The following is a 26,525-nucleotide window of genomic DNA, read 5'->3' on the forward strand; positions in this document are numbered from 1 at the left end:
ATTAGTTGAATCTTTTTTTGTGGGAGCGGGCTTGCTCGCGATGGCATCACCACGGTTCAACTGACAGGCCGGGTGGTTTGCATCGCGAGCAAGCCCGCTCCCACACAATAAAGTGGTCAGTCCTGACCGATCGATTCCAGAAACTCCGAACGGTCGTCGCTGATGCGCGCCATGCAGTCGTTCTGGGCGATGTTGAACGCTTCGGTACCGGCGGTCGCGGGGAACACGGCAATTGCGCAATCGGCGTCGCGCTGGTGCAGCCACAAGGCCTGGGCGGTCTTGATCTTGCTCAGGATGTTATTGAGCTGGGTGGCGTTACTGCCGTACAGCGAAGTCATGCGCTCCTGCAGGGCTTCGTAGTTTTCGCTCAACAGCTGCTCGGCCGCATTTTTGCTGAACACCGAGCACGCCAGGGTCTGCCGGTCGTTTTCCACCGCGTCGCACGGGTTGTAGTCGGCATTTTCAGCTGCATGGGCGCCGCCGGTGATCAATGCCAAGGCCAGGAGAATCGATTTCATTGCCGCTTCCTAATCCATAGTTGGCGCCGATTCTGGCTCAAGCGTGGGCCAAAGAACAGCCACGGCGCGCAGGTCATGATTTTGCCGCTGCCACGCTTTGTCGTGGTTTGACGCTTTCGGCAATTGCGCTGTCGCTTTTGCACCCGGCTGCTTTTGACCCCGAGCCTATGCTGGCCCCAATAGCGCCGGCAGACGATTCGGCGCAGCAAACGCCAATAAGGGGACGCCTGATGAGCCCAGCCGAGTTGCACGCAGACAGCATCGTTATCGACGGGCTGATCATTGCCAAATGGAACCGCGAACTGTTTGAAGACATGCGCAAAGGTGGCCTCACCGCAGCCAACTGCACCGTGTCGGTGTGGGAAGGCTTCCAGGCCACGATCAACAATATCGTCGCCAGCCAGACCCTGATTCGTGACAACAGCGACCTGGTGATCCCGGTCAAGACCACTGCTGACATCCGTCGGGCGAAAGAGCAGGGCAAGACCGGGATTATCTTCGGCTTCCAGAATGCCCATGCCTTTGAAGACCAACTGGGCTATATCGAGATCTTCAAGCAGCTCGGCGTTGGCGTGGTGCAGATGTGCTACAACACCCAGAACCTGGTGGGTACCGGCTGCTACGAACGCGATGGCGGGCTCTCGGGTTTCGGCCGCGAAGTGGTGGCTGAAATGAACCGTGTCGGGATCATGTGCGACCTCTCTCACGTCGGCTCGAAAACCTCGGAAGAGGTGATCCTGGAATCGAAAAAACCGGTCTGCTACTCCCACTGCCTGCCGTCTGGTCTTAAAGAGCACCCGCGCAATAAATCCGACGCCGAACTCAAGTTTATTGCCGACCACGGTGGCTTTGTCGGTGTGACCATGTTCGCGCCCTTCCTGGCCAAGGGCATCGATTCGACCATCGACGACTACGCCGAAGCAATCGAATACACCATGAACATTGTCGGCGAAGACTCGATTGGTATCGGCACCGATTTCACCCAGGGCCACGGCCAGGATTTCTTTGAAATGCTGACCCATGACAAGGGCTACGCCCGCCGCCTGACCAGCTTCGGCAAGATCATCAACCCGCTGGGCATCCGCACCGTGGGCGAGTTCCCCAACCTCACCGAAACCCTGCTCAAGCGCGGCCATAACGAGCGCGTGGTGCGCAAGATCATGGGTGAGAACTGGGTCAACGTGCTCAAGGATGTGTGGGGCGAATAACGCCAAGGCACTTTTTGCGTAGCAGCTGCCGAAGGCTGCGTCCGGCTGCGAAGCAGTCGCAAACCCATATTGCACATTTTGCCTGTGAAGGCGCGGTGACCGGTTTTACGACCGCTTCGCGCTCGAACGCAGCCTTCGGCAGCTGCTACGGGACTTGATCATCTTCTGGAGTTGTACTCATGGCTAAAATCGCCCCGCAATTGCCTATCGAAGTCGACAGCGAAACCGGTGTCTGGACCTCCGACGCCCTGCCGATGCTCTATGTGCCGCGCCACTTTTTCGTCAATAACCACATGGGCATCGAAGAAGTCCTGGGCGCCGACGCCTACGCCGACATTCTCTACAAGGCCGGCTACAAATCCGCCTGGCACTGGTGCGAAAAAGAAGCTGAATGCCACGGCCTTGAAGGCGTCGCGGTGTTCGAGCACTACATGAAACGTCTGTCGCAGCGCGGCTGGGGCCTGTTCACCATTCAGGACATCGATCTCGACAAAGGCACCGCCACCATCAAGCTGGAACACTCCTGTTTTGTCTATGTGTACGGCAAGGTCGGGCGCAAGGTCGACTACATGTTCACGGGCTGGTTTGCCGGGGCAATGGATCAGATCCTGCACGCCCGTGGCAGCAACATCCGCACCGTGGCAGAACAGGTTTATAGCGGATCGGAAGAAGGCCACGACCACGGCCTGTTTATCGTCAAGCCGTTGTAAGTCGAGGATCGGGATATGGCGTTCGAAGCAATGTTTGAGCCGATTCAAATCGGCAAACTGACCATCCGCAACCGTGTGCTCAGCACCGCCCATGCCGAGGTGTATGCCACTGATGGCGGCATGACCACTGAGCGTTATGTGCAGTACTACGAAGAAAAAGCCAAGGGCGGTATCGGCCTGGCGATTTGCGGCGGCTCGTCGGTGGTGGCCATCGACAGCCCGCAAGAGTGGTGGAGTTCGGTCAACCTGAGCACCGACCGCATTATCCCGCACTTCCAGAACCTGGCTGACGCCATGCACAAGCATGGCGCCAAGATCATGATCCAGATTACCCATATGGGCCGCCGCTCGCGCTGGGACGGTTTCAACTGGCCGACCCTGATGTCGCCCTCCGGCGTGCGTGAACCGGTGCACCGCGCCACCTGCAAAACCATCGAGCCCGAGGAGATCTGGCGGGTGATCGGCAACTATGCCAGCGCCGCCGGGCGCGCCAAAAAAGGCGGGCTGGATGGCGTGGAACTGTCAGCGGTACACCAGCACATGATCGACCAGTTCTGGAGCCCGCGCGTCAACAAACGCACCGATGAATGGGGCGGCAGTTTTGAGAACCGCATGCGTTTTGGCCTTGAAGTGCTCAAGGCCGTGCGCGCCGAAGTGGGCCCGGATTTCTGCGTGGGCATCCGCCTGTGTGGCGACGAATTTCACCCCGATGGCCTGAGCCACGAGGACATGAAGCAAATCGCCAAGTACTACGACGACACCGGCATGCTCGATTTTATCGGCGTGGTCGGCTCGGGCTGTGACACCCACAACACCCTGGCCAACGTGATCCCGAACATGAGCTTTCCGCCGGAGCCGTTCCTGCATTTGGCCGCCGGCATCAAGGAAGTGGTCAAGGCCCCGGTGCTGCACGCGCAGAACATCAAGGACCCGAACCAGGCCACGCGGATTCTGGAAGGCGGCTACGTCGATATGGTGGGCATGACCCGCGCCCATATCGCCGACCCGCACCTGATCGCCAAGATCAAAATGGGCCAGGTCGATCAGATCAAACAATGCGTGGGTGCCAACTACTGCATCGACCGCCAGTATCAGGGGCTGGACGTGCTGTGTATTCAGAACGCCGCGACCTCCCGTGAGTACATGGGCGTGCCGCACATTATCGAGAAATCCACCGGGGCCAAGCGCAAGGTGGTGATCGTCGGCGCCGGGCCTGCGGGGATGGAAGCGGCGCGTGTGGCCGCCGAGCGCGGCCATGACGTGACCCTGTTCGAGAAAAAGGACGCCATCGGCGGGCAGATCACTACCGCCTCCAAAGCGCCGCAGCGTGATCAGATGGCGGGCATCACCCGCTGGTTTCAACTGGAACTGGCGCGCCTGAACGTTGACCTGCGCCTGGGCACCGCGGCCGATGCGGCGACGATCATGGACCTGCGCCCGGACATCGTGGTGCTGGCGGTGGGCGGGCACCCGTTTGTGGAGCAGAACGAACACTGGGGTGCGGCCGAAGGGCTGGTGGTCAGCAGTTGGGATGTGCTCGACGGCAAGGTGGAGCCGGGCAAAAACGTGCTGGTGTACGACACTATTTGCGAATTTACCGGCATGTCGGTGGCCGACTATATGGCGGACAAAGGTGCGCAGGTCGAGATCGTCACCGATGACACCAAGCCCGGCGTGGCCATTGGCGGCACGTCATTCCCCACCTACTACCGCAGCCTGTACCCCAAGGAAGTGATCATGACCGGCGACATGATGCTGGAGAAGGTCTACCGCGAAGGCGACAAGGTGATTGCGGTACTGGAGAACGAATACACCGGCACCCGGGAGGAGCGGGTGGTCGATCAGGTGATCATTGAAAACGGCGTGCGCCCGGACGAAGAGCTGTATTACGGGCTCAAGCCGGACTCGCGCAACAAGGGCCAGATCGACGTCGAAGCGCTGTTTGCGATCAAGCCGCAGCCTTGTTTGAGCGAAGCGGGGGACGGCTACTTGCTGTTTCGTATCGGCGACTGCGTGGCCCAGCGCAATGTGCATGCAGCGATCTATGACGCGCTGCGGTTGTGCAAGGATTTTTGACCCGACACCGAACCAATGTGGGAGCGGGCTTGCTCGCGATAAACGATCACGCGGTGCTGTTGATGCACCGCGTCGCCAGAATCGCGAGCAAGCCCGCTCCCACATCAGAACTGCCTGGTCTTTGGGAGCTTCACCATGCTCAATATCGTTCTTCCCCTCCTGCTGTTCGCCGCCCTCGCCCTGGCGATTGTGGGCGCCGTGCGCCGTATGAACATGTGGCGCCGTGGCCGCCCGGCCAGGGTCGATCTGCTTGGCGGGCTGCTGGCCATGCCCCGGCGCTATATGGTCGACCTGCACCATGTGGTTGCCCGCGACAAATACATGGCCAATACCCACGTCGCCACGGCTGGCGGCTTTGTGCTGGCGGCCGTGCTGGCGATTCTGGTGCATGGCCTGGGCTTGCATAACCGCATCCTCGGCTATGTCTTGCTGTTGGCCACGGCGCTGATGTTCGTGGGCGCGCTGTTTGTGTTCAAGCGTCGCCTCAACCCGCCGTCGCGGCTGTCCAAAGGCCCGTGGATGCGCCTGCCGAAAAGCCTGCTGGTGTTTTCAGCGAGTTTTTTTGTCCTCACCCTGCCGGTGGCCGGTGTGTTGCCCGAAGGCTTTGGCGGCTGGGCGCTGGCGGCGGTGCTGGCGCTTGGTGTGCTGTGGGGCGTGTCCGAGCTGTTTTTTGGCATGACCTGGGGCGGGCCGATGAAACATGCCTTCGCCGGTGCCCTGCACCTGGCCTGGCATCGTCGCGCCGAACGCTTTGGCGGTGGCCGCTCCACGGGCCTAAAGCCGCTGGACCTGAGCGACCGCACCGCACCTTTGGGGGTGGAAAAACCCAAGGACTTCACCTGGAACCAACTGTTGGGCTTTGATGCCTGCGTGCAATGCGGTAAATGCGAAGCCGCTTGCCCGGCCTTCGCCGCCGGCCAGCCGCTCAACCCGAAAAAGCTGATTCAGGACATGGTGGTCGGGCTGGCGGGTGGCACCGATGCCCATTTTGCGGGTAGCCCGTACCCCGGCAAACCGATTGGTGAACATGGCGGCAACCCGCACCAGCCGATCGTCAACGGCCTGGTCGATGCCGCCACGCTGTGGTCCTGCACCACTTGCCGTGCTTGCGTTGAAGAGTGCCCGATGATGATCGAGCATGTGGACGCCATCGTCGACATGCGCCGCTTTCTGACCCTGGAAAAAGGCGCGACGCCGAACAACGGTGCCCAGGTGCTGGATAACCTGATCGCCACCGATAACCCCGGCGGTTTTGCCCCCGGCGGGCGGATGAACTGGGCAGCAGACCTGAGCCTTGACCTGATGCGCGACAAGCCCGCCGTAGACGTGCTGTTCTGGGTCGGTGACGGTGCCTTCGACATGCGTAACCAGCGGACCTTGCGTGCTTTTGTCAAAGTGCTCAAGGCCGCGCGGGTCAACTTTGCCGTGCTGGGCCTGGAAGAGCGCGACAGTGGCGACGTGGCCCGGCGCCTGGGCGATGAAGCGACCTTTCAGGCGCTGGCCAAACGCAATATCCAGACCCTGGCGCAGTACCGCTTCCAGCGCATCGTCACTTGCGACCCGCACAGTTTCCATGTGCTTAAAAACGAATACGGCGCCTTTGGCGGTGAATACCTTGTGCAACATCACAGCACTTACATGGCCGAGCTGATCAGTGCCGGCCTGCTCAATCTCGCTGCGGACGCGGGCGGCAGCGTGACCTATCACGACCCCTGCTACCTGGGCCGCTACAACGGCGAATACGAGGCGCCGCGTGCGGTGTTGCGTGCGCTGGGCATTGAGGTCAAAGAGATGCAGCGCTCGGGCTTTCGCTCCCGTTGCTGCGGTGGCGGTGGCGGCGCGCCGATTACCGACATCCCCGGCAAACAGCGAATTCCCGACATGCGTATGGAAGACATCCGCGAGACGGGCGCCGAACGCGTAGCGGTAGGTTGCCCGCAATGCACGGCGATGCTCGAAGGGGTGGTCGAGCCCCGTCCACAAATCAAGGACATCGCCGAACTGGTGGCCGATGCGCTGATTGAAGACTCAGCTGCGGCCAAACCGGCCCGGCGCCCTGAAGCTGAGGTGATCGCATGAGTGACATTATTCGCCGCGACCCGCGTGCCGAGTGGATCGCCCGCAACCGTCTGCATCCGTTGCACGCGGCCATGCAACCCGCGCAGCAGAGCTGGATGGGACCCAATGGCGTAATGCGCAAAAACGTCCACGGTGTGGGCTTTATTGGCCCCAATGGCATCAAGCGCATAGACCGCAGCGGTGCGCAGCAGGGCGGGGCGAGCAAGCGTTCGGCCCAGGCCGAGGTGCAATTGCCACTGCATCAGATCACGGCTGCAGCTTTTCATATCGCCGTGGTGCCGGACATGGTCGGCGGCCGCCTGAGCAGTCACGACCGCGATTTGCTCGGGCTGGCCCGACAATTGGCGGGTAGCGATGGCGCCGTATTGGCCGTGGTGTTTGGCGAGTGCAAGGAAACGGCCTTTGCCACGGCCGGGGTGGATCGACTGTTGCTGCTCGACAGTAAGGGTTATGCACCGGAGCAGCGGGTGCTGGGTTTGCGCGCTGTGGATAACCAGTTTGCGCCGCGCCACTGGCTGTTACCTGACAGCCGCACGGGGGGCGGTGAACTGGGCCGACGCTTTGCCGCCAGCCTGGGCGAGCGCCCGGCTACGCGGGTGTGGCAGGTCAAGGACGGCGCCTGTATCGGCCGTGCCGGGGCAGGCCTGCAGGATCTGGCGCAGCCGCTGCGCCGGTTGATTCTGGCGACGGCCGAATGCGCCGAGCCGGTCAGTGAAACCCGTCATGAAGCCTTGGTGGTGCAGTTATCCACAGCTGTCGTGCCGTGCCTGGCGCGGATCGAGGATTTGGGCGCGGTGGAGGTCGACCCGGCCGCAGTACCTATGGCCGAGGCCGAATTTATCCTCAGCGGCGGCAACGGGGTTAAAGACTGGGCGCTTTTCCACAGGGCGGCGGCGGCACTGGGCGCCACCGAAGGTGCGTCGCGGGTGGCGGTGGATGACGGCTTTATGGGTCGTGACCGGCAGGTGGGTGCCAGTGGCACCTGGGTTACGGCGCGGGTCTATGTGGCGGTTGGCATCAGCGGTGCGATCCAGCACCTGCAAGGGATTGGCGCGTGCGACAAGGTGGTGGCGATTAACCAGGATGCGGGCTGCGACATGATCAAACGCGCTGATTTGTCGGTCATCGGTGACGGGGCGGCGGTGCTTGAAGCGCTGATCGTGGCTGTGGATAACTGGCGCAACGCAACCTCTGTGGGAGCGGGCTCGCCCGCGATTCAGGCTACCCGGTCTGCCTGATCCACCGCAGTGATCCCATCGCGAGCAAGCCCGCTCCCACAGGATTGAGTTCAGTCTGGAGATTTATAGATGACCATCGCCACCGTTGCACTGGTTTCAATCGGCGCCCATCCCGCTTCAGGCCGCACCCGTCGCGCCGAGCAGGACGCGCGTGCCGTCGAGCTTGGCCTGGAGCTGGTTGGGGACAATCTGCATGTGCTGCATGCGGGCAACCCCCATGAGCCGGCCTTGCGCGCCTATCTGGGCATGGGCCTGGACGAACTGCATGTGCTGGAACAAGCGGACGGCGCCGATGCCGTGCCGGTGTTGCGCGATTACATCCGCGAGGCCGGTGTGCAACTGGTGCTCACCGGCAGCCAGGCCGAAACCGGCGAAGGCTCGGGCATGCTCCCGTACCTGCTGGCCGAGGAGCTGGGCTGGCCACTGCTGGTGGGCGTGGCGCAGATCGAATCTGTCCACAACGGCGTGGCGCAGGTGCTGCAAGCCTTGCCCCGGGGCCAACGACGCCGGCTGCAGGTGCGGCTGCCGTTTCTGGTCACTGTGGATAACGCTGCTCCCAAGGCGCGGCAAAGCGCCTACGGCCCTGCCACGCGGGGTTTGGTCAACGCCGAAGTGGTTGAAATCGTCGCCGATGAGTTATCCACAACGGGGAGCCTGCAACCTGCGCGACCACGGCCCAAGCGCTTGAAGGTGATCAAGGCCAAGAGTGGCGCCGACCGTATGAAAGCCGCTACGGCCAAGTCCGCTGGCGGTTCCGGGCAAGTGCTCAAGGGCATCGGTGCCGAAGAGGGTGCCCAGGCCATTTTGAAGCTGTTGATTGAAGAAGGTGTGGTGCGCTGACACTTGCCCACAAAGTCTGTTAGCGCTTATGTGGATAAGTTGTTTGCTATCGTCCGTAAGCCATATAAACCGGGCGCTGCAAGGTTCTGATCAAAAAACGATCAATCTGCTGTTTTATCCACTGGCCAGCCTTTAAACCCCTGAATAATCGGTTGCTTGCGCGGTTTTCCACAGTCTGTGCGGCCAGTGCATAAGTTGCGCACAATCTCTGTTGGTGGATATGTGGATAAGGTGTTCGCGGCTGGCTACAGGCCTTTAAAATCGTGGCTTTCAGGGTGTTGTACAAAAAACGTTCAATCGTGATTATCGGGATGACTTGTCCACTTCCCCACAATTGCTGTGGGTGTGCCTGTGGACAAGTTGTTAGCGGAGGGCTGCGGCCCTTTGATTGCGCGGGGTATAGCGCGCTGCTCAATAAATGATCAGTACATGGTAATGCCTGGAAATAATGTTCCCTCGCCTTTGAGTTGTTGCCCCTCTTGAGGCTGGGCTAAAAAGAGCGCCCGATCACCTGTGGAGTGAAGTGAATGACCGTTCTATTTCGTCCAGCCGTGCGTGCCGATGCGCGAGAAATTGCCCGTTTGTTTCAGATATCGTCCGAAGGTTGTGCTGACTACATCTGGAGCCAGATCGCGCAACCGGGGCAGTCGCTACTGGACGTGGGTGAGCAGCGGTATGCCCGCGAAGGTGTGATTTTCTCGTATGAGAACTGCCTGATCGCCGAGGCCGAGGCCGAGGGCCGGGTGATCGGCATGATGCACAGCTTTGTGATGCGCCATGACCCAGAGGCTCAGCCTGAGACCGACCCGGTGCTGGCGCCCTACGCCGACATGGAAATCCCGGACACGCTGTATATCTCAAGCCTGGCCCTGCATGAGGGCTGGCGCAGCCTTGGGTTGGGCCAGCAGTTTTTGCAACAGGCCCGCGAGCGCTGCCGCGACCTGGGTGTCGAGGGCCTGAGCCTGATCGACTATGCCGCCAACACAGGAGCACGGCGCTTTTATGAGCGTCATGGGTTCGAGATCGTTAAAACCTGCCAGATAACGCCCCACCCGTTGATCCGCGTGACGGGTGAGGCGTATTTGATGCATTGCCCCCTGTCCAGATAATCTCCCACAGGTTGATGGTATTTATTGAGCAACCACCCCTTTGAGGTACGCCGCCGGCGCCGCCCCCAGGTTGTTCAGCAACCGTTCGCTGTACCAGTCCACAAAGTTGACCACACCAAATTCATAGGTTTGCGAATACGGCCCTGGTTGGTAGGCGATCGAGTTGATGCCGCGCTGGTTTTCTTCTGCCAGCCGGCGGTCCTGGTCGTTGGTGGCGTCCCAGACCTTGCGCATGCGTTCCACGTCGTAGTCCACACCCTCGACTGCGTCTTTGTGCACCAGCCACTTGGTGGTGACCACGGTTTCTTGCGCGCTGATCGGCCACACCGTGAACACGATGATGTGGTCGCCCATGCAGTGGTTCCAGGAGTGGGGCAAGTGCAGGATGCGCATCGAGCCCAGGTCCGGGTTTTTGATGCGCCCCATCAGCTTTGCGCAGCCTTGCTTGCCATCCAGGGTCATCGATACGGTGCCCTTGAGCAGTGGCATGCGCACGATGCGGTTGCGCAGGCCGAAGCTGGCGTGGGCGTAGGGGATTTTTTCGGCGTCCCAGGCGGCGGCCGAAGCCGCGACGTGATCCTTGAATGCCTGGTCGGCGCGAGGGTCGGTCACGTCGTCCCATTCCAGCAGGGTCTTGAGCAACTCGGGGTGCGACGCATTGCAGTGGTAGCACTCGCGGTTGTTTTCCAGCACCAGCTTCCAGTTGGCTTTTTCCACCAGGGTGGTCTGGATCGCCACCTTGGTGTTTTCCATGTCATAGGGTTCCATGTAGTGGTTCAGGGTGGCCAGGAATTCGTCGATGGCCGGCGGATGTTCGGCCAGGCTAATAAAGATGTAGCCGCCCGCCGTTTTGACGTTCACCGGCTTGAGGCCGTATTGCTTCATGTCGAAATCGGCGCCCATCTCGGTGCCGGCAAACAGCAGGCGCCCGTCCAGCTCGTAGGTCCACTGGTGGTAATGGCACACCAGTTTGGCGACCTTGCCCTTTTCGCTGGTACACAGCCGCGAGCCGCGATGGCGGCACACGTTATGAAAGGCATGCACCTGGCCTTCGGCGCCGCGGATCACGATGATCGGGTTGTTACCCACCTGCAGGGTCAGGAAGTTACCCTTGGCCGGAATCTCGCAGGTCATGCCTGCAATCAGCCACTCCTTCTGGAAGATTTCCTGCATGTCGATCTGAAACAGTCGTTCGTCGTTATAGAACGGCTGCGGCAGCGAATAGGTGCGCTCGCGGTTCTGCAGCATCTCGGCGGTGGCCTTGCGTGCGGGTTCCAGTGGATCGCCCAGGCTCAGGTTTGCGGTGACGTCCATCGTTGTAGTCCTCATGGCCATTCGGTGTGGCCTTAAAGTGGCTGATCAGGGGTGCGACGCAAGGCAAAGCAATACACATAGTGAGTGGCGCTGAGTGTGCGTTCGAAGTGCGCCGGGGCCATATCTGCGGGCGACATGGCCCAATCTGTTCCCGACGCGCAAGCGCCTGCTCTCAGGGGCTGGTCGCGATAAGTATGTGGATGTCGCGAATAGATAAATGGCCGCTTCGGGGCATGCGCAGAATCGCCAGCAAGAGGCCGGCTGTCGGCCGTGGAGAAGCGCATGTCCAACAGCTTTCTGAACCCGGTAACCACCCAGACCTGGGCCAATGGCCGACACATCGTGCGATGCGTCAAAGTGATTCAGGAAACCTGGGATGTGCGCACCTTCTGTTTTATGGCCGACCAGCCAATCCTGTTCTTTTTCAAGCCGGGGCAGTTCGTGACCCTGGAGCTGGAAATTGACGGTGACCCGGTGATGCGCTCGTACACCATCTCCAGTTCGCCGTCGGTGCCGTACAGCTTCTCGGTGACCATCAAGCGCGTGCCCGGCGGGCGGGTGTCCAACTGGCTGCACGACACCCTGCAGGAAGGCCAGGAGTTGGCGGTACACGGCCCGGTGGGGCTGTTCAACGCCATCGATGCGCCCAGCCCCAAGGTGCTGTACCTCAGCGGTGGCGTCGGGATTACCCCGGTGATGTCGATGGCGCGCTGGTTCTACGACACCAACGCCAATGTCGACATGGTGTTTATCCACAGCGCCCGTTCGCCCAAGGACATCATTTACCACCGCGAGCTGGAGCATATGGCCTCGCGTATCGACAACTTCAGCCTGCACCTGATCTGCGAGAAGCACGGGCTGGGCGAACCCTGGGCCGGGTATCGCGGCTATCTGAACCACAAGATGCTCGACCTGATGGCGCCCGACTTTATGGAGCGCGAGGTGTTTTGCTGCGGGCCGACACCTTATATGAATGCCGTGAAGCGCCTGCTGGAAAGCAACGGTTTCGACATGAGCCGGTATCACGAAGAGTCGTTTGGCGCGACGCCGCCTGAGGTGCGGGCCGAGGCGGTGGAACAGGCCGAACAGGCGGCCGACGCGCCGGAGCTGGACGTGGCGGACTTGAACCAGGTGGAGTTCACGGCTTCCGGCAAGAGCATCCGCGTGGGCCCAAGCGAGACGGTGCATGCGGCCGCGGCCAAACTCGGGCTGATGATCCCCAAGGCTTGCGGCATGGGCATTTGCGGGACATGCAAGGTGCTGAAACTGGGCGGCGAGGTGGAGATGGAGCACAACGGCGGCATCACCGATGAAGACGTCGCCGAGGGCTACATCCTGTCGTGTTGCAGCGTGCCGAAAGGCGATGTGCGGATTGAGTTTTGAGGTGTGCAGGCCACTTGTGGGAGCCGGCCGGGAACAAAGGTTGCAAACCACAGTCTTTAGGGGTCTGAAAGCAAGGTTGCCGCTAGCTTAGCCGGTGACTTTTCTTTATCGTACGCGCCCTTCGAAACTGCTTGAGAACACCACCATGATTGAGTCATCCCTTAGCAAACTGGAACAACTGGTCAGCGACCTGGTACAGCAAAAGCAGGAACTGCTGGACGCCAACGAGCAACTGAACACCGAACTGGCCCAGGCCCGTGACGAAAACGAAAGCCTGCAACTGACCCTGATGGAACAGGAAGAAAAGCAAGGCGCGACCGCCGCCCGCATCCAGGCACTGGTTGAGCGCGCGAGCCCTGTCAGCGCATGAGCCTTGACAGAGACGGAGTAAATGTCGTCTCGATTCTGGGTAACGACTACACGATCAAGGCGCCGGAGGGGGAGCAAAAGACCCTGATGGCGGCCACGGTCATGTTAAAAGCCGCCCTGGCCGAAACGAAAAGAAAGTACCCGAGCCTGATCGGGGACAAACTGCTGGTGCTGGCAGCACTGAATCTGTGTTCACAACAGATTGAGTTGCAACTGAGCCACAAACAGGAACTCGACCGTTATCAAGAGCAAGTCAGCGCCACGGTCGATGTGATTGAACGAACGTTAGGGCAATCCTGACGCTTCGCCCATCAATCATCCCCTGTGGGAGCGGGCTTGCTCGCGATTCAGGCAACGCGGTATGTCTCCACGACTGCGCTGATGCCATCGCGAGCAAGCCCGCTCCCACAGTATTGCGGGTGTGTTTTATTAAGCTGACATCACTTCCCGAATATCCGCTGCCAGTTCCCGCACACGGGCCTCCTCGGTGTCCCACGAGCACATGAAACGTGCGCCGCCTTTGCCGATAAAGGTGTAGAAGCGCCAGCCCCTGGCGGTCAATGCAGCCACGGCCGGTTCCGACAGTTGCAGGAACACGCCATTGGCCTCCACCGGAAACATCAGCTCGACCCCCGGAATGTCACTGACCAGCTGGCTGAGCAACTGTGCGCAGTGGTTGGCGTGGCGCGAGTGTTTGAGCCAGGCGTCGTTTTCCAGCAGGCCCACCCACGGCGCCGAGAGAAAGCGCATTTTCGAGGCCAGTTGCCCGGCCTGCTTACAGCGGTAGTCAAAATCCACTGACAAGGCATGGTCGAAAAACAGGATCGCCTCGCCCACCGCCATGCCGTTTTTGGTGCCGCCAAAACACAGCACATCCACCCCGGCTTTCCAGCTCAGCTCTGCCGGCGTGCAGCCCAGGAAAGCGCAGGCATTGGAGAAACGGGCGCCGTCCATGTGCAGCAGCAGGCCCAGTTCCTTGCAGGTGTCGCTGATGGCGCGGATTTCTTCGGGGCGGTACACGCTGCCGACTTCGGTGGCCTGGGTGATGGTGACCACCCGCGGTTTTGGATAGTGGATGTCCTTGCGCTTGAGGGCGATTTCGCGGATCGACTCGGGGGTGATCTTGCCGTTTTCAGTACGGGCGATCAGCAGTTTGGAACCGTTGGAAAAGAACTCCGGGGCGCCGCATTCGTCGGTTTCGACGTGGGCGGTTTCGGAGCAGATCACGCTGTGAAAGCTCTGGCACAGGGACGACAGCGCCAGGGAGTTGGCCGCCGTACCGTTGAAGGCGAAATACACTTCGCAGTCGGTTTCGAACAGTTTGCGAAAGTCGTTGGAGGCGCGCAGGGTCCACTCATCGTCACCGTATGAGCGCTGGTGGCCGTGGTTGGCCTTTTCCATAGCGGACCAGACTTCAGGGCAGATACCGGAGTAGTTGTCGCTGGCGAATTGTTGGCTCTTATCAGTCATTTCCCGGTTCCATGGTCCAATTGTGTGGGTGCACTTTATCCAACATTCAGGCAGGTGCACAGGCACGACGTGAAGTGCGGAAATACCTTACAAAAGAATAGCCCAAAGCCCCGTAACAAAATGTGGGAGCGGGCTTGCCCGCGATGGCATCGCCCGGTTTCGCCAGACAAACCTCGCAGCCAGTATCGCGAGCAAGCCCGCTCCCACAGGGTTATGGGAAACCATGTCGTAAACGCACCATTGCGTGGCGTCCATGGGCATTTGGTCTGCCTGCGCCAGCTCTACCATCTGGCTCAAAGGGCATCAGCCCCACCGAGACCAAAAGGCGCGCTGGCGCTGGGAGAACGCAATGTTCAGCAAGCAGGATCAGATCCAGGGTTACGACGACGCCTTGTTGGCGGCCATGAACGCCGAAGACCAGCGCCAGGAAGATCACATCGAGTTGATCGCCTCCGAGAACTACACCAGCCAGCGGGTGATGCAAGCCCAGGGCAGCGGCCTGACCAACAAGTACGCCGAAGGCTACCCGGGCAAGCGCTACTACGGCGGCTGCGAGCATGTGGATAAAGTCGAACAGCTGGCCATCGACCGCGCCAAGCAATTGTTCGGCGCCGATTACGCCAACGTGCAGCCGCATTCGGGCAGCTCGGCCAACGCAGCGGTGTACCTGGCGTTGCTCAATGCTGGCGACACGGTGCTGGGCATGAGCCTGGCCCACGGCGGCCACCTGACCCACGGCGCCAGCGTCAGCTTCTCGGGCAAACTCTACAACGCCGTGCAGTACGGTATCGACACCAGCACCGGCTTGATCGACTACGACGAAGTCGAGCGTCTGGCTGTTGAACATCAACCAAAAATGATCATTGCCGGGTTCTCGGCCTACTCCAAATTCCTCGATTTCCCACGCTTTCGTCAGATAGCGGACAAGGTCGGTGCATATCTGTTTGTGGATATGGCCCACGTTGCCGGGCTGGTCGCAGCCGGGCTGTACCCCAACCCGCTGCCGTATGCCGACGTGGTGACCACCACCACCCACAAAACCCTGCGCGGCCCCCGTGGTGGGCTGATCCTGGCCAAGGCCAACGAAGCGCTGGAGAAAAAACTCAACTCGGCGGTGTTCCCCGGCGGCCAGGGCGGGCCGTTGATGCACGTGATTGCTGCCAAGGCCGTGTGCTTCAAGGAAGCACTGGAGCCGGGCTTCAAAACCTATCAAAAACAGGTCATCGATAACGCCCAGGCTATGGCCGAGGTGTTTATCAAGCGCGGTTATGACGTGGTCTCGGGCGGTACTGACAACCACCTGTTCCTGCTCAGCCTGATCCGCCAGGGCCTGACCGGCAAGGACGCCGACGCCGCCCTGGGCCGCGCCCATATCACGGTCAATAAAAATGCCGTGCCCAACGACCCGCAATCACCCTTTGTCACCTCGGGCCTGCGCATCGGCACCCCGGCAGTGACCACCCGCGGTTTCAAGGTGGCGCAATGCACGGAGCTGGCGGGCTGGATCTGCGACATCCTCGATCACCTCGGCGATGCCGATATCGAGGCCGATGTGGCCCGCCAGGTGACCTCGCTGTGCAAAGACTTCCCGGTTTATCGCTGAGCGCGTTTTTGGAGTAGATCCTATGCAACGGTATTCAGGCTTCGGCCTCTTCAAGCACTCCCTCAGCCATCACGAAAACTGGCAGAAGATGTGGCGCACGCCGACCCCGAAAAAGGTCTATGACGTGGTCATCGTCGGCGGTGGCGGCCACGGGCTGGCGACCGCGTACTACCTGGCCAAGGAACACGGCATCACCAACGTGGCCGTGGTCGAGAAGGGCTGGCTGGGCGGCGGCAACACGGCGCGTAACACCACCATCGTGCGCTCCAACTACCTGTGGGACGAGTCGGCACACCTTTACGAACATGCGATGAAGCTGTGGGAAGGGTTGTCCCAGGACTTGAACTACAACGTCATGTTCTCCCAGCGCGGCGTCTACAACCTGTGCCACACCCTGCAGGACATGCGCGACTCTGAGCGCCGGGTGAGCGCCAACCGCCTCAACGGCGTGGACGGTGAACTGCTCAACGGCAAGCAGGTGGCGGATGAAATCCCGTACCTCGACTGCTCGAAAAACACCCGCTACCCGATCATCGGCGCCACCGTACAGCGCCGTGGCGGCGTAGCCCGTCACGATGCCGTGGCCTGGGGCTTTGCCCGCGCCGCCGATGCCCTGGGCGTGGACCTGATCCAGCAAACCGAAGTGCTCGGTTTTCGCAAGGAAAACGGCGTGTGCATCGGCGTCGAAACCAGCAAGGGCTTTATCGGCGCCAAGCGCGTGGGGGTGGTCACGGCCGGCAACTCGGGACACATGGCCCGCCAGGCGGGCTTTCGCCTGCCCATCGAGTCGCACCCGCTGCAGGCCCTGGTGTCCGAGCCGATCAAGCCGATTATCGACAGCGTGATCATGTCCAACGCCGTTCACGGCTACATCAGCCAGTCCGACAAGGGCGACCTGGTGATCGGCGCCGGTATCGACGGCTGGGTCGGCTACGGCCAGCGCGGCTCGTACCCGGTGATCGAGCACACCATCCAGGCGATTGTGGAAATGTTCCCGGTGTTGTCCCGCGTGCGCATGAACCGTCAGTGGGGCGGCATCGTCGACACCACGCCCGACGCCTGCCCGATCATTTCGAAAACCCCGGTGCCGAACCTGTTCTTCAACTGCGGCTGGGGCACGGGTGGCTTCAAGGCCACACCAGGTTCGGGCAACGTGTTTGCCGCCAGCCTGGCCAAGGGCGAAATGCATCCGCTGGCCGCACCGTTTTCCATTGACCGGTTCCACACCGGTGCCCTGATCGACGAACACGGCGCAGCCGCTGTCGCCCACTAACAGGAGAAATACCCATGTTGCATATCTTCTGTCCCCATTGCGGCGAGCTTCGCTCCGAAGAGGAATTCCACGCCAGCGGCCAGGCGCACATCCCGCGCCCGCTCGACCCCGGCAGTTGCACCGACGCCGAGTGGGGCGACTACCTGTTCTTTCGCGACAACCCCCGCGGCCTGCACCACGAACTGTGGAACCACGTCGCCGGTTGCCGGCAGTTTTTCAATGCCACGCGCAACACCGTGACTTACGAAATTCTCGAAACCTACTTGATCGGCAGCAAGCCGCAGTTCACTGAACAGGCGGCGCCAGCGGCCACCACGGCTACCCGCGAGCTGGGAGAAAAAGTATGAGCCAGACCCATCGCTTGCCCAATGGCGGCCGCGTTGACCGCACCAAAGTGCTGAGCTTCACCTTCAACGGTCAGCAATATAAAGGCTATGAAGGCGACAGCCTGGCGGCCGCCTTGCTGGCCAACGGCGTTGACGTGATCGGCCGCAGTTTCAAATATTCCCGGCCCCGGGGCATCTATGCCGCCGGTGCCGAAGAACCCAACGCGGTGCTGCAGATCGGCGCCACCGAAGCCACGCAAATCCCCAACGTGCGCGCCACGCAACAGGCGCTGTACCAGGGCCTGGTCGCCACCAGCACCAACGGCTGGCCCAACGTTAATAACGACGTGATGGGCATCCTCGGCAAGGTTGGCGGCAAGCTGATGCCGCCGGGTTTCTACTACAAAACCTTTATGTACCCGCAGTCGTTCTGGATGACCTACGAGAAGTACATTCGCAAGGCGGCAGGCCTGGGCCGATCCCCGACCCAGAACGACCCCGACACCTACGACAACATGAACCACCACTGCGACGTGCTGATCGTCGGCGCTGGCCCTGCGGGGTTGGCGGCGGCACTGGCAGCTGCCCGCAGCGGGGCACGGGTGATCATCGCCGATGAGCAGGAAGAATTCGGCGGCAGCCTGCTCGACAGCCGCGAAAGCCTGGACGGCAAACCGGCGATGGAATGGGTGGCCAAGGTTATCGCTGAACTCAAGTCACTGCCGGACGTGATCCTGTTGCCCCGGGCGACGGTGAACGGCTATCACGACCACAACTTCCTGACCATTCACGAACGCCTCACCGACCACCTGGGCGACCGTGCCCCGATCGGCCAGGTACGCCAGCGCATCCATCGGGTCCGCGCCAAGCGCGTGGTGCTGGCCACCGGTGCCTGCGAGCGGCCGTTGGTGTACGGCAACAACGACGTGCCGGGCAATATGCTCGCCGGTGCGGTGTCCACCTATGTGCGCCGCTATGGCGTGGCGCCGGGCAGAAAGCTGGTGCTCAGCACCAACAACGACCACGCCTACCGCGTGGCCCTGGACTGGCTCGACGCCGGCCAGCAGGTGGTCGCCGTTGCCGATGCGCGCAGCAACCCTCGTGGTGCGCTGGTCGAAGAAGCGCGGGCCAAGGGCATCCGCATCCTCACCGGCAGCGCCGTGATCGAAGCCCGTGGCAGCAAACATGTAACCGGTGCCCGGGTGGCGGCGATTGACGTCAAGGCGCTGAGCGTCGCCAGCCCCGGCGAATGGCTGGACTGCGACCTGCTGGCCACCTCGGGCGGCTACAGCCCGGTGGTGCATCTGGCCTCGCACCTGGGCGGCAAGCCGACCTGGCGCGAAGACATTCTCGGTTTCGTCCCCGGCGAAGCCCCGCAAAAGCGTGTGTGCGTAGGCGGCATCAACGGCGTTTATCCGTTGGGCGACAGCCTGGCCGATGGCTTTGAAGGCGGCGTGCGTGCAGCCAGTGAAGCGGGTTTCAAGGCGGTGGAAGGCGTGTTGCCCAAAGCCCTGAACCAGTTGCAGGAACCCACCCTGGCGCTGTTCCATGTGCCCCATGAAAAAGGCACGGCGCGGGCGCCCAAGCAATTTGTCGACCTGCAAAACGACGTCACCGCAGCGGCCATCGAACTGGCAACCCGCGAAGGCTTCGAGTCGGTGGAGCACGTCAAGCGCTACACCGCGCTGGGCTTCGGCACCGACCAGGGCAAGCTGGGCAACGTCAACGGGCTGGCCATCGCTGCACGCTCGCTGAACGTGACCATCCCGCAGATGGGCACCACCATGTTCCGTCCCAACTACACGCCGGTGACGTTTGGCGCGGTAGCGGGCCGCCATTGCGGGCATATCTTCGAGCCGGTGCGCTACACCGCGCTGCAAGCCTGGCATGTGAAGCAGGGCGCTGAATTTGAAGACGTCGGCCAGTGGAAGCGGCCGTGGTACTTCCCGCGCGCCGGCGAAGACCTGCACGCAGCGGTCAAGCGCGAGTGCAAGGCGGTGCGCGACAGCGTCGGCATCCTCGATGCTTCCACCCTGGGCAAAATCGACATCCAGGGCCCGGATGCGCGGGAGTTTCTCAACCGCATCTACACCAACGCCTGGACCAAGCTCGACGTGGGCAAGGCCCGCTACGGCCTGATGTGCAAGGAAGACGGCATGGTCTTCGACGACGGCGTGACGGCCTGCCTGGCCGACAACCATTTCGTCATGACCACCACCACCGGCGGCGCGGCCCGCGTGTTGCAATGGCTGGAAATCTACCAGCAGACCGAATGGCCGGAGCTGAAGGTCTACTTCACCTCGGTCACCGACCACTACGCGACCCTGACCCTGTCCGGCCCCAACAGCCGCAAGCTGCTGAGTGAAGTGACCGATATCGACCTGGACCGCGATGCGTTCCCGTTCATGACCTGGAAAGAAGGCCTGGTGGCGGGCGTGCCGGCGCGGGTGTTCCGTATCTCGTTTACCGGCGAGCTGTCGTATGAGGTCAATATCCAGGCCGATTACGCGATGGGCGTGCTGGAAAAAATCGTCGAGGCGGGCAAGGCCTACAACCTTACCCCGTACGGCACCGAGACCATGCACGTGTTGCGGGCCGAGAAGGGCTTCATCATTGTGGGCCAGGACACCGACGGCTCCATGACCCCCGACGACCTGAACATGGGCTGGTGCGTGGGCCGCACCAAACCGTTCTCGTGGATCGGCTGGCGCGGCATGAACCGTGAAGACTGCCTGCGTGAACAGCGCAAGCAACTGGTGGGCCTCAAGCCCGTTAACCCGACCCAATGGCTGCCCGAAGGGGCGCAGCTGGTGTTCGACGCCAAACAGGCGATCCCGATGACGATGGTCGGCCATGTGACCTCCAGCTATGCGCACAACTCGCTGGGGTATTCGTTTGCAATGGGGGTGGTCAAGGGCGGCTTGAAGCGCATCGGCGAGCGGGTGTTTTCGCCCCAGGCGGATGGCAGCGTGATCGAAGCGGAAATTGTGTCTTCGGTGTTCTTCGACCCGAAAGGCGACCGGCAGAATATTTGAATGGGTGATCTCATGACCACAGCCAACATATACCAACAGCGCCCGGGTTCGGGCGCCAAAGCCGAGTCATCGCTGCACCACGCCAACCTCGCCGGCCTGATTGGCAAGGGTCGTAAAAACCCCGGCGTGACTGTGCGCGAGAAAAAACTGCTGGGCCACCTGACCCTGCGCGGCGACGGCAAGGATCCGGTCTTTGCCGAAGGCGTACACAAGGCCCTGGGCCTGGAACTGCCCGTGGCCCTGAGCCTGGTGGCCAACGCTGATACCTCGCTGCAATGGATGGGCCCCGATGAATGGCTGCTGATTGTGCCCGGCGGCCAGGAATTCGCCGTAGAACAAGCATTGCGGGCGGCGCTGGCGGGGCTGCATATTTCGGTGGTCAATGTCAGTGGTGGGCAGCAGCTGCTGGAACTGAGCGGGCCGAACGTGCGCGACGTACTGATGAAGTCCACCAGCTATGACGTACACCCGGATAACTTCCCGGTGGGCAAGGCCGTGGGCACGGTGTTCGCCAAGTCGCAGCTGGTGATTCGCCACACGGCTGAAGACACCTGGGAACTGCTGATCCGCCGCAGCTTTTCGGATTACTGGTGGTTATGGTTGCAGGATGCGGCGGCGGAATACGGGTTGAGCGTGGAAGCGTAAACCCGCCTGCTGTCCCCTGTGGGAGCGGGCTTGCTCAGCGATGCTGACAACTTGGTACATCTGAATAACCGAGATGCTGCAATCGCGAGCAAGCCCGCTCCCACACCTGTAAGTGCGCATTCCAACAACAACCAAGGACTCCCGCCATGAGCCGCGCCCCCGACACCTGGATCCTCACCGCCGACTGCCCGAGCCTGCTGGGCACGGTGGACGCGGTCACCCGTTATCTGTTCGAGCACCGCTGCTACGTCACTGAACACCATTCCTTCGACGACCAGCGCTCGGCGCGGTTTTTTATCCGTGTGGAATTCCGCCAGCCAGATGGCTTCGATGAGCACGAGTTTCGCGCAGGCCTGGCCGAACGCGGCGCCGCGTTCGGCATGACCTTCGAACTGACACCGCCACACCACCGGCCCAAAGTGCTGATCATGGTGTCCAAAGCTGACCACTGCCTTAACGACCTGCTCTATCGCCAGCGTATCGGCCAATTGTCGATGGACGTGGTGGCCGTGGTCTCCAATCACCCCGATCTGGAGCCGCTGGCGCAATGGCACGGCATCCCCTACCACCACTTCGCCCTCGATCCGGCCAACAAGCCCGCGCAGGAGGCCAAAGTCTGGCAAGTAATCGAAGACACCGGCGCCGAACTGGTGATCCTCGCCCGTTACATGCAAGTGCTGTCCCCCGAGCTGTGCCGCAAGCTCGACGGCAAGGCGATCAATATCCACCACTCCCTGCTGCCCGGTTTCAAGGGCGCCAAGCCCTATCACCAGGCCTACGAAAAAGGCGTGAAACTGGTGGGCGCCACCGCCCATTACATCAACAACGACCTCGACGAAGGCCCGATCATTGCCCAGGGCGTCGAGGTGGTAGACCACAGCCACTACCCCGAAGATCTGATCGCCAAGGGCCGCGATATCGAAGCGCAAACCCTGGCCCGAGGCGTGGGCTATCACATTGAACGGCGCGTTTTCCTAAATGGAGGTCGTACGGTGGTGCTGTGAGCCCGCGCCACCTTCTAAGCTGCAAGCAGCAAGTTAATCCCTCCAATAACAACAAGGGTGAATACGATGGCTGACAATCGCGGTGTGGTGTACCTGGGCAATGGCCAGGTCGAAGTGCAAAGCATTCCTTTCCCCAAGATGCAGAACCCCCAGGGCAAGCCCATCCACCACGGCGTGATCCTGCGGGTGGTGTCGACCAATATCTGCGGCTCCGACCAGCATATGGTGCGTGGCCGCACCACGGCGCAAACCGGGCTGGTGCTGGGCCATGAGATCACCGGCGAGGTGATCGAGGCCGGGCGCGATGTGGAACACCTGAAAGTCGGCGACCTGGTGTCGGTGCCGTTCAACGTGGCGTGCGGCCGCTGCCGCAGCTGTAAGGAGCAGAACACCGGCGTGTGCCTGACCGTCAACCCGGCCCGTCCCGGCGGCGCATATGGTTACGTGGACATGGGCGACTGGGTTGGCGGTCAGGCTGAATATGTATTGGTGCCGTATGCCGATTTCAACCTGCTCAAGCTGCCCAATCGCGATGCGGCGATGGAAAAAATCCGCGACCTGACGTGCCTCTCCGACATCCTGCCCACCGGTTATCACGGTGCCGTTACCGCAGGCGTTGGCCCGGGCAGCACGGTGTATATCGCCGGCGCTGGCCCGGTGGGCCTGGCGGCTGCGGCCTCGGCGCGTTTGCTCGGGGCGGCGGTGGTGATTGTCGGCGACGTTAACCCGATTCGCCTGGCCCACGCCAAGGCCCAGGGTTTTGAAATCGCCGACTTGTCCAAGGACACGCCGCTGCATGAACAGATCGCCGAACTGCTGGGCGAGCCGGAAGTGGACTGTGCAGTGGATGCCGTGGGCTTTGAAGCGCGCGGTCACGGCCATGACGGGGTCAAGCACGAAGCGCCGGCCACGGTGCTCAACTCGCTGATGGGTGTGGTGCGGGTAGCGGGCAAGATCGGCATTCCGGGCCTGTATGTGACCGAAGACCCGGGCGCGGTGGACGCGGCGGCGAAGAAGGGCAGCCTGAGCATCCGCTTCGGGTTGGGCTGGGCCAAGTCCCACAGCTTCCACACCGGCCAGACCCCGGTGATGAAATACAACCGCCAGCTGATGCAGGCCATCATGTGGGACCGGATCAAGATTGCTGACATTGTGGGTGTAGAAGTCATCAGCCTGGACGAAGCGCCACGGGGCTATGGCGAGTTCGATGCCGGTGTGCCGAAGAAATTCGTGATCGACCCGCACCGGATGTTCAGCAAGGCCTAAACACCACCACCAACCCTGTGGGAGCGGGCTTGCCCGCGATTGCAGCACCTCGGTTATTAAGGTGTACCGAGTTGTCTGCATCGCGAGCAAGCCCGCTCCCACAAGTGCGTGGATTGTTTTTACAGGCTGGCCAGCGGCCCCTGATACAGCACCGGGCCCGTCGGTTGCCCGGTCGGCGAGCCGCCTTGCGGTTCAAGGCTGACCGCCAGCACCACCGGAATTCTGATCAATTGCTGCTGGGTTTGGCTAAGGGTGATCCGGCCATCCCCATCGCGGGGGATCAGGCCCAGGGACACCGGTTTGCCTTCGACCGGTATCGCCCACAACTCCAGGCTGCGGCCGCCATCCACCGCCGCCAGTTCCAGTGGCCGCACAGCCAGGTAGTCGCTGTGGGCCTCGATGCTCAGGCCCGGCTGCGCCGTGCCGCTGAGCAGGGTGGCCTTGTACTGCACACTGTCGCGGTTGTAGAGCAGGCCCACGGTCAAGGCAATCAGCAAGGAACAGGCCAGCGCACTCAGGCGTACCCAGCTCCAGAACGGCCGCCTGGCCGGCACATGCAGGGTTTGCGGCTCGATGCGCGCCACGATGGCCTGCCACACATGGTCGGGCACGGGTTGCTCGAGCAAAGGCTCGGTCAACTGGCTGAGGTGGGTGTTCCAGCGCGCCAGTTCGGCGCGCAGCGGCGCATCGTCTTGCAGCAGATGCTCGAAACGTTTGCGGGCGGTGGGCGGCATCAGGCCGATGGCGTAGTCGGCGGCCAGCGCACGGCGCCGTTCGGGGGTTTGATAGTTCATGATTCCAGGCACCTGCGCAGTCGCTCCATGCCCCGGCGAATCCAGGATTTGACCGAACCCAGGGGCGCGGCCAATTGCTGTGCCAGTTCACTGGCGCTCAGCCCATGAAAATAGGCGATGGTGATGCTCTGGCGCTGCATGCTTTCGAGGCCTTCCAGGCACTGATTGAGAGCGCTGGCTTCACGCGCGCTGCCCAGTTGTTCGAGGGCGCTGGGGCTGTCATCGACCACGGCGTCCTGCTGCAGGTCGCTCAATGGCAATTCGCGGTGTTTGCGCAACTGGTCGATGGCCTGGTTGCGGGTGATGGTGATCATCCAGGTCAGCGGTGACGACAAATGGGCCTGGTAACGCGAGGCGTTGTGCCAGATACGCACAAAACTTTCCTGCACCACTTCCTCGGCCAGATCGCTGCGCCCCATGCAGCGCAAAGCCACGCTGTACAAACGCGGGGCCACGCTGCGATAGAGGGTTTCGAAGGCACGCCGATTACCCAATGAACATTGGGCCAGGAGCTTTTCAAGGTAATCGGTATTGGCAGTTAAAATAGCTGTTCTCCCCTCAAAAAAAGCCAGGACTTCAGACCAGTTGTCGGTTGAGGGTAGTTCAGGGTGTGGGGTTGTTCCAATCATGTGAGTCACCTCGCTACTCGGTATACGCAGGCAAGGGCTCAGCGGATGCACCTGTTTTCAATTAAGATTGGGGGCCGTTTGATCCGATAGTGGCACTTGGGAACATCTGCCCGGGTTTCGGGTCAAACCCATAGTTTTACCGCCCCAATGCGGGCGGCATTTTGGTTCTAGAGGTTGAAGCGATGAAAAAGTTGAGCGGCGTGGCACTGGCAACATTGATGACCGTGGCAGCGAGCCCGGTGTTTGCAGGTTTCAGCCTGAGCGACGTGGCTAACGTGGCTGCGCAAGTGCAGGGCGGCAACGGCAATGGCGCAACCACGGACAAGTCGGCTCAGGCTGTGCAAATGCTGACCAAGGTCAACGAGCTGGGCGTCAAGCCTGAGCAGGCGGCGGGCGGTATTGGCGCAATGTTGAGCCTGGCGAAAAACCAGCTGACCTCCAGCGACTACTCCGAACTGACCAAGCAAGTGCCAGGCGTCAACAAGCTGGCCGGCGCCGGTGCCCTGGGCCAGCTGAGCCAGTTGGGCGGCCTGCTGGGCAAGTCCAATGGCGTTTCCGAGACCGCGACCAGCGCGGTGAGCAACGTGGCCAACACTGACCAGCTCAACAGCGCCTTTACTGCGCTGGGCATGCAGGACGGCATGGTTGCCAAGTTCGCACCGGTCTTGCTGGACTACTTCAAGGGCCAGAACGTCAGCACTTCGTTGCTGAGCAAACTGAGCAGCGCCTGGGGCGTTTAAAGGCTAGCCGCGCTCGGCACGCAAAGTGCTGATGCGCTGGTCTTTCAGGGTCCAGAGCTGGTTGACCCAGCCCTGGACCTGTTCACGGAACACCGGGTCGTTTTCGTAATCGCCTTGCCACAATTCCGGATCCAGTTCGCGGGTCTGTATATCGACAATCACCTTGGGCACCTGCCCGCTGATCAACTGCCAAAAGCCCGGAATCTTTGCCTGTGGGTACACCACGGTCACGTCGAGCACGGCATCCAGCTGTTCGCCCATTGCCGCCAGCACAAACGCTACGCCGCCTGCCTTGGGCTTGAGCAGCCAGGTATAGGGTGAGTGTTGCTGCGCGTGTTTGGCCGGGGTGAAGCGCGTACCTTCGAGGTAATTGACGATCGTCACCGGTTGGCGCTTGAACAGCTCGCAGGCGGCCCGGGTGATCTTCAGGTCTTCGCCTTTGAGCTGCGGGTGTTTGGCCAGAAAGGCCTTGGAATAACGCTTCATGAAGGGGTAGTCGAGGGCCCACCAGGCCAGGCCCAGGAAGGGCACCCAGATCAGTTCTTTTTTCAGGAAGAACTTGAAGAACGGCGTGCGCCGGTTAAGGCCCTGCATCAGGGCGGGGATATCAACCCACGACTGGTGATTGCTGATCACCAGATACGAGGTCTCGCGGCTCAGGCCTTCGGCGCCGCGAATGTCCCATTGGGTGGGCAGGCACAGGGCAAAAATCCGTTTGTCGATTTCGGACCAGGTTTCGGCGATCCACATCACCGCCCGCGAATTGTAGTCGCGCAGGCGCCCCGACGATGCCAGTTTGAGCAGGGCAAACAGCATCAACGGCCCGAACAGGACCAGGGTGTTGCACAGCAATAACAGGGTGACCAGACAGCCGGTGAGCAGGCGGCGCATAAGCA

At 61.4% G+C, this 26,525-nt stretch carries 24 protein-coding genes; 18 read left to right on the forward strand and 6 right to left on the reverse strand.

The window, feature by feature from the left end:
* Positions 1–116 precede the first annotated feature (116 nt).
* Positions 117–518: a lysozyme inhibitor LprI family protein gene (locus tag BFC21_RS20110; protein ID WP_016782576.1), complete on the reverse strand. Its 402-nt coding sequence runs from the start codon at positions 516–518 to the stop codon at positions 117–119.
* Between the two features lie 230 nt (positions 519–748).
* Between BFC21_RS20110 and BFC21_RS20115 the strand changes: the two genes are divergently transcribed.
* The 7 genes from BFC21_RS20115 to BFC21_RS20145 all read left to right on the forward strand — a co-directional run bounded on the left by BFC21_RS20115 (position 749) and on the right by BFC21_RS20145 (position 9,778).
* The gene (locus BFC21_RS20115) at positions 749–1,726 is read left to right on the forward strand and encodes a dipeptidase (RefSeq protein WP_016782575.1); all 978 of its coding nucleotides are present in this window, start codon (positions 749–751) and stop codon (positions 1,724–1,726) included.
* 179 nt (positions 1,727–1,905) lie between these two features.
* Positions 1,906–2,436 (forward strand): 4-vinyl reductase, encoded by a 531-nt coding sequence (locus BFC21_RS20120; protein WP_088378751.1) that lies wholly within the window; start codon positions 1,906–1,908, stop codon positions 2,434–2,436.
* A gap of 15 nt (positions 2,437–2,451) precedes the next feature.
* Positions 2,452–4,512: a dimethylglycine demethylation protein DgcA gene (gene dgcA, locus BFC21_RS20125; RefSeq protein WP_088378752.1), complete on the forward strand. Its 2,061-nt coding sequence runs from the start codon at positions 2,452–2,454 to the stop codon at positions 4,510–4,512.
* A 135-nt stretch (positions 4,513–4,647) separates the two neighbouring features.
* Positions 4,648–6,591, forward strand: coding sequence for a dimethylglycine demethylation protein DgcB (gene dgcB / locus BFC21_RS20130; protein ID WP_088378753.1), 1,944 nt, complete (start codon positions 4,648–4,650; stop codon positions 6,589–6,591).
* Entirely contained in the window at positions 6,588–7,829 is a 1,242-nt protein-coding gene (locus BFC21_RS20135; RefSeq protein ID WP_088378754.1) for an electron transfer flavoprotein subunit alpha/FixB family protein, read from the forward strand. The genes dgcB and BFC21_RS20135 overlap by 4 nt, the downstream gene beginning before the upstream one ends.
* A 69-nt stretch (positions 7,830–7,898) precedes the next feature.
* Positions 7,899–8,669: an electron transfer flavoprotein subunit beta gene (locus tag BFC21_RS20140; protein ID WP_088378755.1), complete on the forward strand. Its 771-nt coding sequence runs from the start codon at positions 7,899–7,901 to the stop codon at positions 8,667–8,669.
* 527 nt (positions 8,670–9,196) lie between these two features.
* Positions 9,197–9,778, forward strand: coding sequence for a GNAT family N-acetyltransferase (locus tag BFC21_RS20145; RefSeq protein WP_120266452.1), 582 nt, complete (start codon positions 9,197–9,199; stop codon positions 9,776–9,778).
* A gap of 21 nt (positions 9,779–9,799) precedes the next feature.
* Here BFC21_RS20145 and gbcA read toward each other — a convergent pair whose 3' ends face one another.
* Positions 9,800–11,092, reverse strand: a complete 1,293-nt coding sequence (gbcA, locus tag BFC21_RS20150) for a glycine-betaine demethylase subunit GbcA (protein WP_095003926.1) — start codon at positions 11,090–11,092, stop codon at positions 9,800–9,802.
* Positions 11,093–11,374: 282 nt separating this feature from the next.
* Here gbcA and gbcB point away from each other — a divergent pair, with 282 nt between their 5' ends.
* The 3 genes from gbcB (at position 11,375) to BFC21_RS20170 (ending at position 13,144) form a co-directional block, all read left to right on the forward strand.
* Positions 11,375–12,475, forward strand: coding sequence for a glycine-betaine demethylase subunit GbcB (gbcB, locus tag BFC21_RS20160; RefSeq protein ID WP_016782569.1), 1,101 nt, complete (start codon positions 11,375–11,377; stop codon positions 12,473–12,475).
* A 145-nt stretch (positions 12,476–12,620) separates the two neighbouring features.
* Positions 12,621–12,845 (forward strand): hypothetical protein, encoded by a 225-nt coding sequence (locus tag BFC21_RS20165; protein WP_016782568.1) that lies wholly within the window; start codon positions 12,621–12,623, stop codon positions 12,843–12,845.
* A complete protein-coding gene (locus tag BFC21_RS20170) occupies positions 12,842–13,144 on the forward strand; it encodes a cell division protein ZapA (RefSeq protein ID WP_016782567.1) in 303 nt (100 codons plus the stop codon). The genes BFC21_RS20165 and BFC21_RS20170 overlap by 4 nt, the downstream gene beginning before the upstream one ends.
* Positions 13,145–13,273: 129 nt before the next feature.
* On the opposite strand, the gene BFC21_RS20175 is transcribed toward BFC21_RS20170, so the two are convergent.
* On the reverse strand, positions 13,274–14,314 hold the full coding sequence (locus BFC21_RS20175; RefSeq protein ID WP_094999835.1) for a low specificity L-threonine aldolase: 1,041 nt from the start codon (positions 14,312–14,314) through the stop codon (positions 13,274–13,276).
* 349 nt (positions 14,315–14,663) lie between these two features.
* Here BFC21_RS20175 and glyA point away from each other — a divergent pair, with 349 nt between their 5' ends.
* The 7 genes from glyA to fdhA all read left to right on the forward strand — a co-directional run bounded on the left by glyA (position 14,664) and on the right by fdhA (position 23,466).
* Positions 14,664–15,917 (forward strand): serine hydroxymethyltransferase, encoded by a 1,254-nt coding sequence (glyA, locus tag BFC21_RS20185; protein ID WP_088378758.1) that lies wholly within the window; start codon positions 14,664–14,666, stop codon positions 15,915–15,917.
* Between the two features lie 22 nt (positions 15,918–15,939).
* Positions 15,940–17,190: a sarcosine oxidase subunit beta family protein gene (locus BFC21_RS20190; RefSeq protein WP_016782563.1), complete on the forward strand. Its 1,251-nt coding sequence runs from the start codon at positions 15,940–15,942 to the stop codon at positions 17,188–17,190.
* Between the two features lie 14 nt (positions 17,191–17,204).
* Positions 17,205–17,537, forward strand: a complete 333-nt coding sequence (locus BFC21_RS20195; RefSeq protein ID WP_016782562.1) for a sarcosine oxidase subunit delta — start codon at positions 17,205–17,207, stop codon at positions 17,535–17,537.
* Positions 17,534–20,551 (forward strand): sarcosine oxidase subunit alpha, encoded by a 3,018-nt coding sequence (locus BFC21_RS20200; protein ID WP_120266453.1) that lies wholly within the window; start codon positions 17,534–17,536, stop codon positions 20,549–20,551. Before BFC21_RS20195 ends, BFC21_RS20200 begins: the two co-directional genes overlap by 4 nt.
* Before the next feature lie 12 nt (positions 20,552–20,563).
* A complete protein-coding gene (locus BFC21_RS20205; protein ID WP_120266737.1) occupies positions 20,564–21,196 on the forward strand; it encodes a sarcosine oxidase subunit gamma in 633 nt (210 codons plus the stop codon).
* Positions 21,197–21,342: 146 nt separating this feature from the next.
* Positions 21,343–22,200 carry a formyltetrahydrofolate deformylase gene (purU, locus tag BFC21_RS20210; protein ID WP_095003924.1) on the forward strand — a complete coding sequence of 286 codons (858 nt, stop codon included), beginning with the start codon at positions 21,343–21,345 and terminating at the stop codon, positions 22,198–22,200.
* Between the two features lie 66 nt (positions 22,201–22,266).
* Positions 22,267–23,466, forward strand: a complete 1,200-nt coding sequence (gene fdhA, locus BFC21_RS20215; RefSeq protein ID WP_088378760.1) for a formaldehyde dehydrogenase, glutathione-independent — start codon at positions 22,267–22,269, stop codon at positions 23,464–23,466.
* Between the two features lie 119 nt (positions 23,467–23,585).
* On the opposite strand, the gene BFC21_RS20225 is transcribed toward fdhA, so the two are convergent.
* Positions 23,586–24,260, reverse strand: a complete 675-nt coding sequence (locus BFC21_RS20225) for an anti-sigma factor domain-containing protein (protein WP_086795666.1) — start codon at positions 24,258–24,260, stop codon at positions 23,586–23,588.
* Positions 24,257–24,889, reverse strand: coding sequence for a sigma-70 family RNA polymerase sigma factor (locus BFC21_RS20230; protein ID WP_177342598.1), 633 nt, complete (start codon positions 24,887–24,889; stop codon positions 24,257–24,259). The genes BFC21_RS20225 and BFC21_RS20230 overlap by 4 nt, the downstream gene beginning before the upstream one ends.
* A gap of 182 nt (positions 24,890–25,071) precedes the next feature.
* On the opposite strand from BFC21_RS20230, the gene BFC21_RS20235 reads away from it, so the two are divergent.
* A complete protein-coding gene (locus BFC21_RS20235; protein WP_016782555.1) occupies positions 25,072–25,629 on the forward strand; it encodes a DUF2780 domain-containing protein in 558 nt (185 codons plus the stop codon).
* A 3-nt stretch (positions 25,630–25,632) separates the two neighbouring features.
* On the opposite strand, the gene BFC21_RS20240 is transcribed toward BFC21_RS20235, so the two are convergent.
* On the reverse strand, positions 25,633–26,520 hold the full coding sequence (locus BFC21_RS20240; RefSeq protein ID WP_088378762.1) for an acyltransferase: 888 nt from the start codon (positions 26,518–26,520) through the stop codon (positions 25,633–25,635).
* Between the last annotated feature and the right edge of the window lie 5 nt (positions 26,521–26,525).

Origin of the sequence: Pseudomonas sp. TMW 2.1634 (genome assembly GCF_001703595.1) — a bacterium.
GTDB classification, from domain to species: Bacteria; Pseudomonadota; Gammaproteobacteria; order Pseudomonadales; family Pseudomonadaceae; genus Aquipseudomonas; species Aquipseudomonas fragi.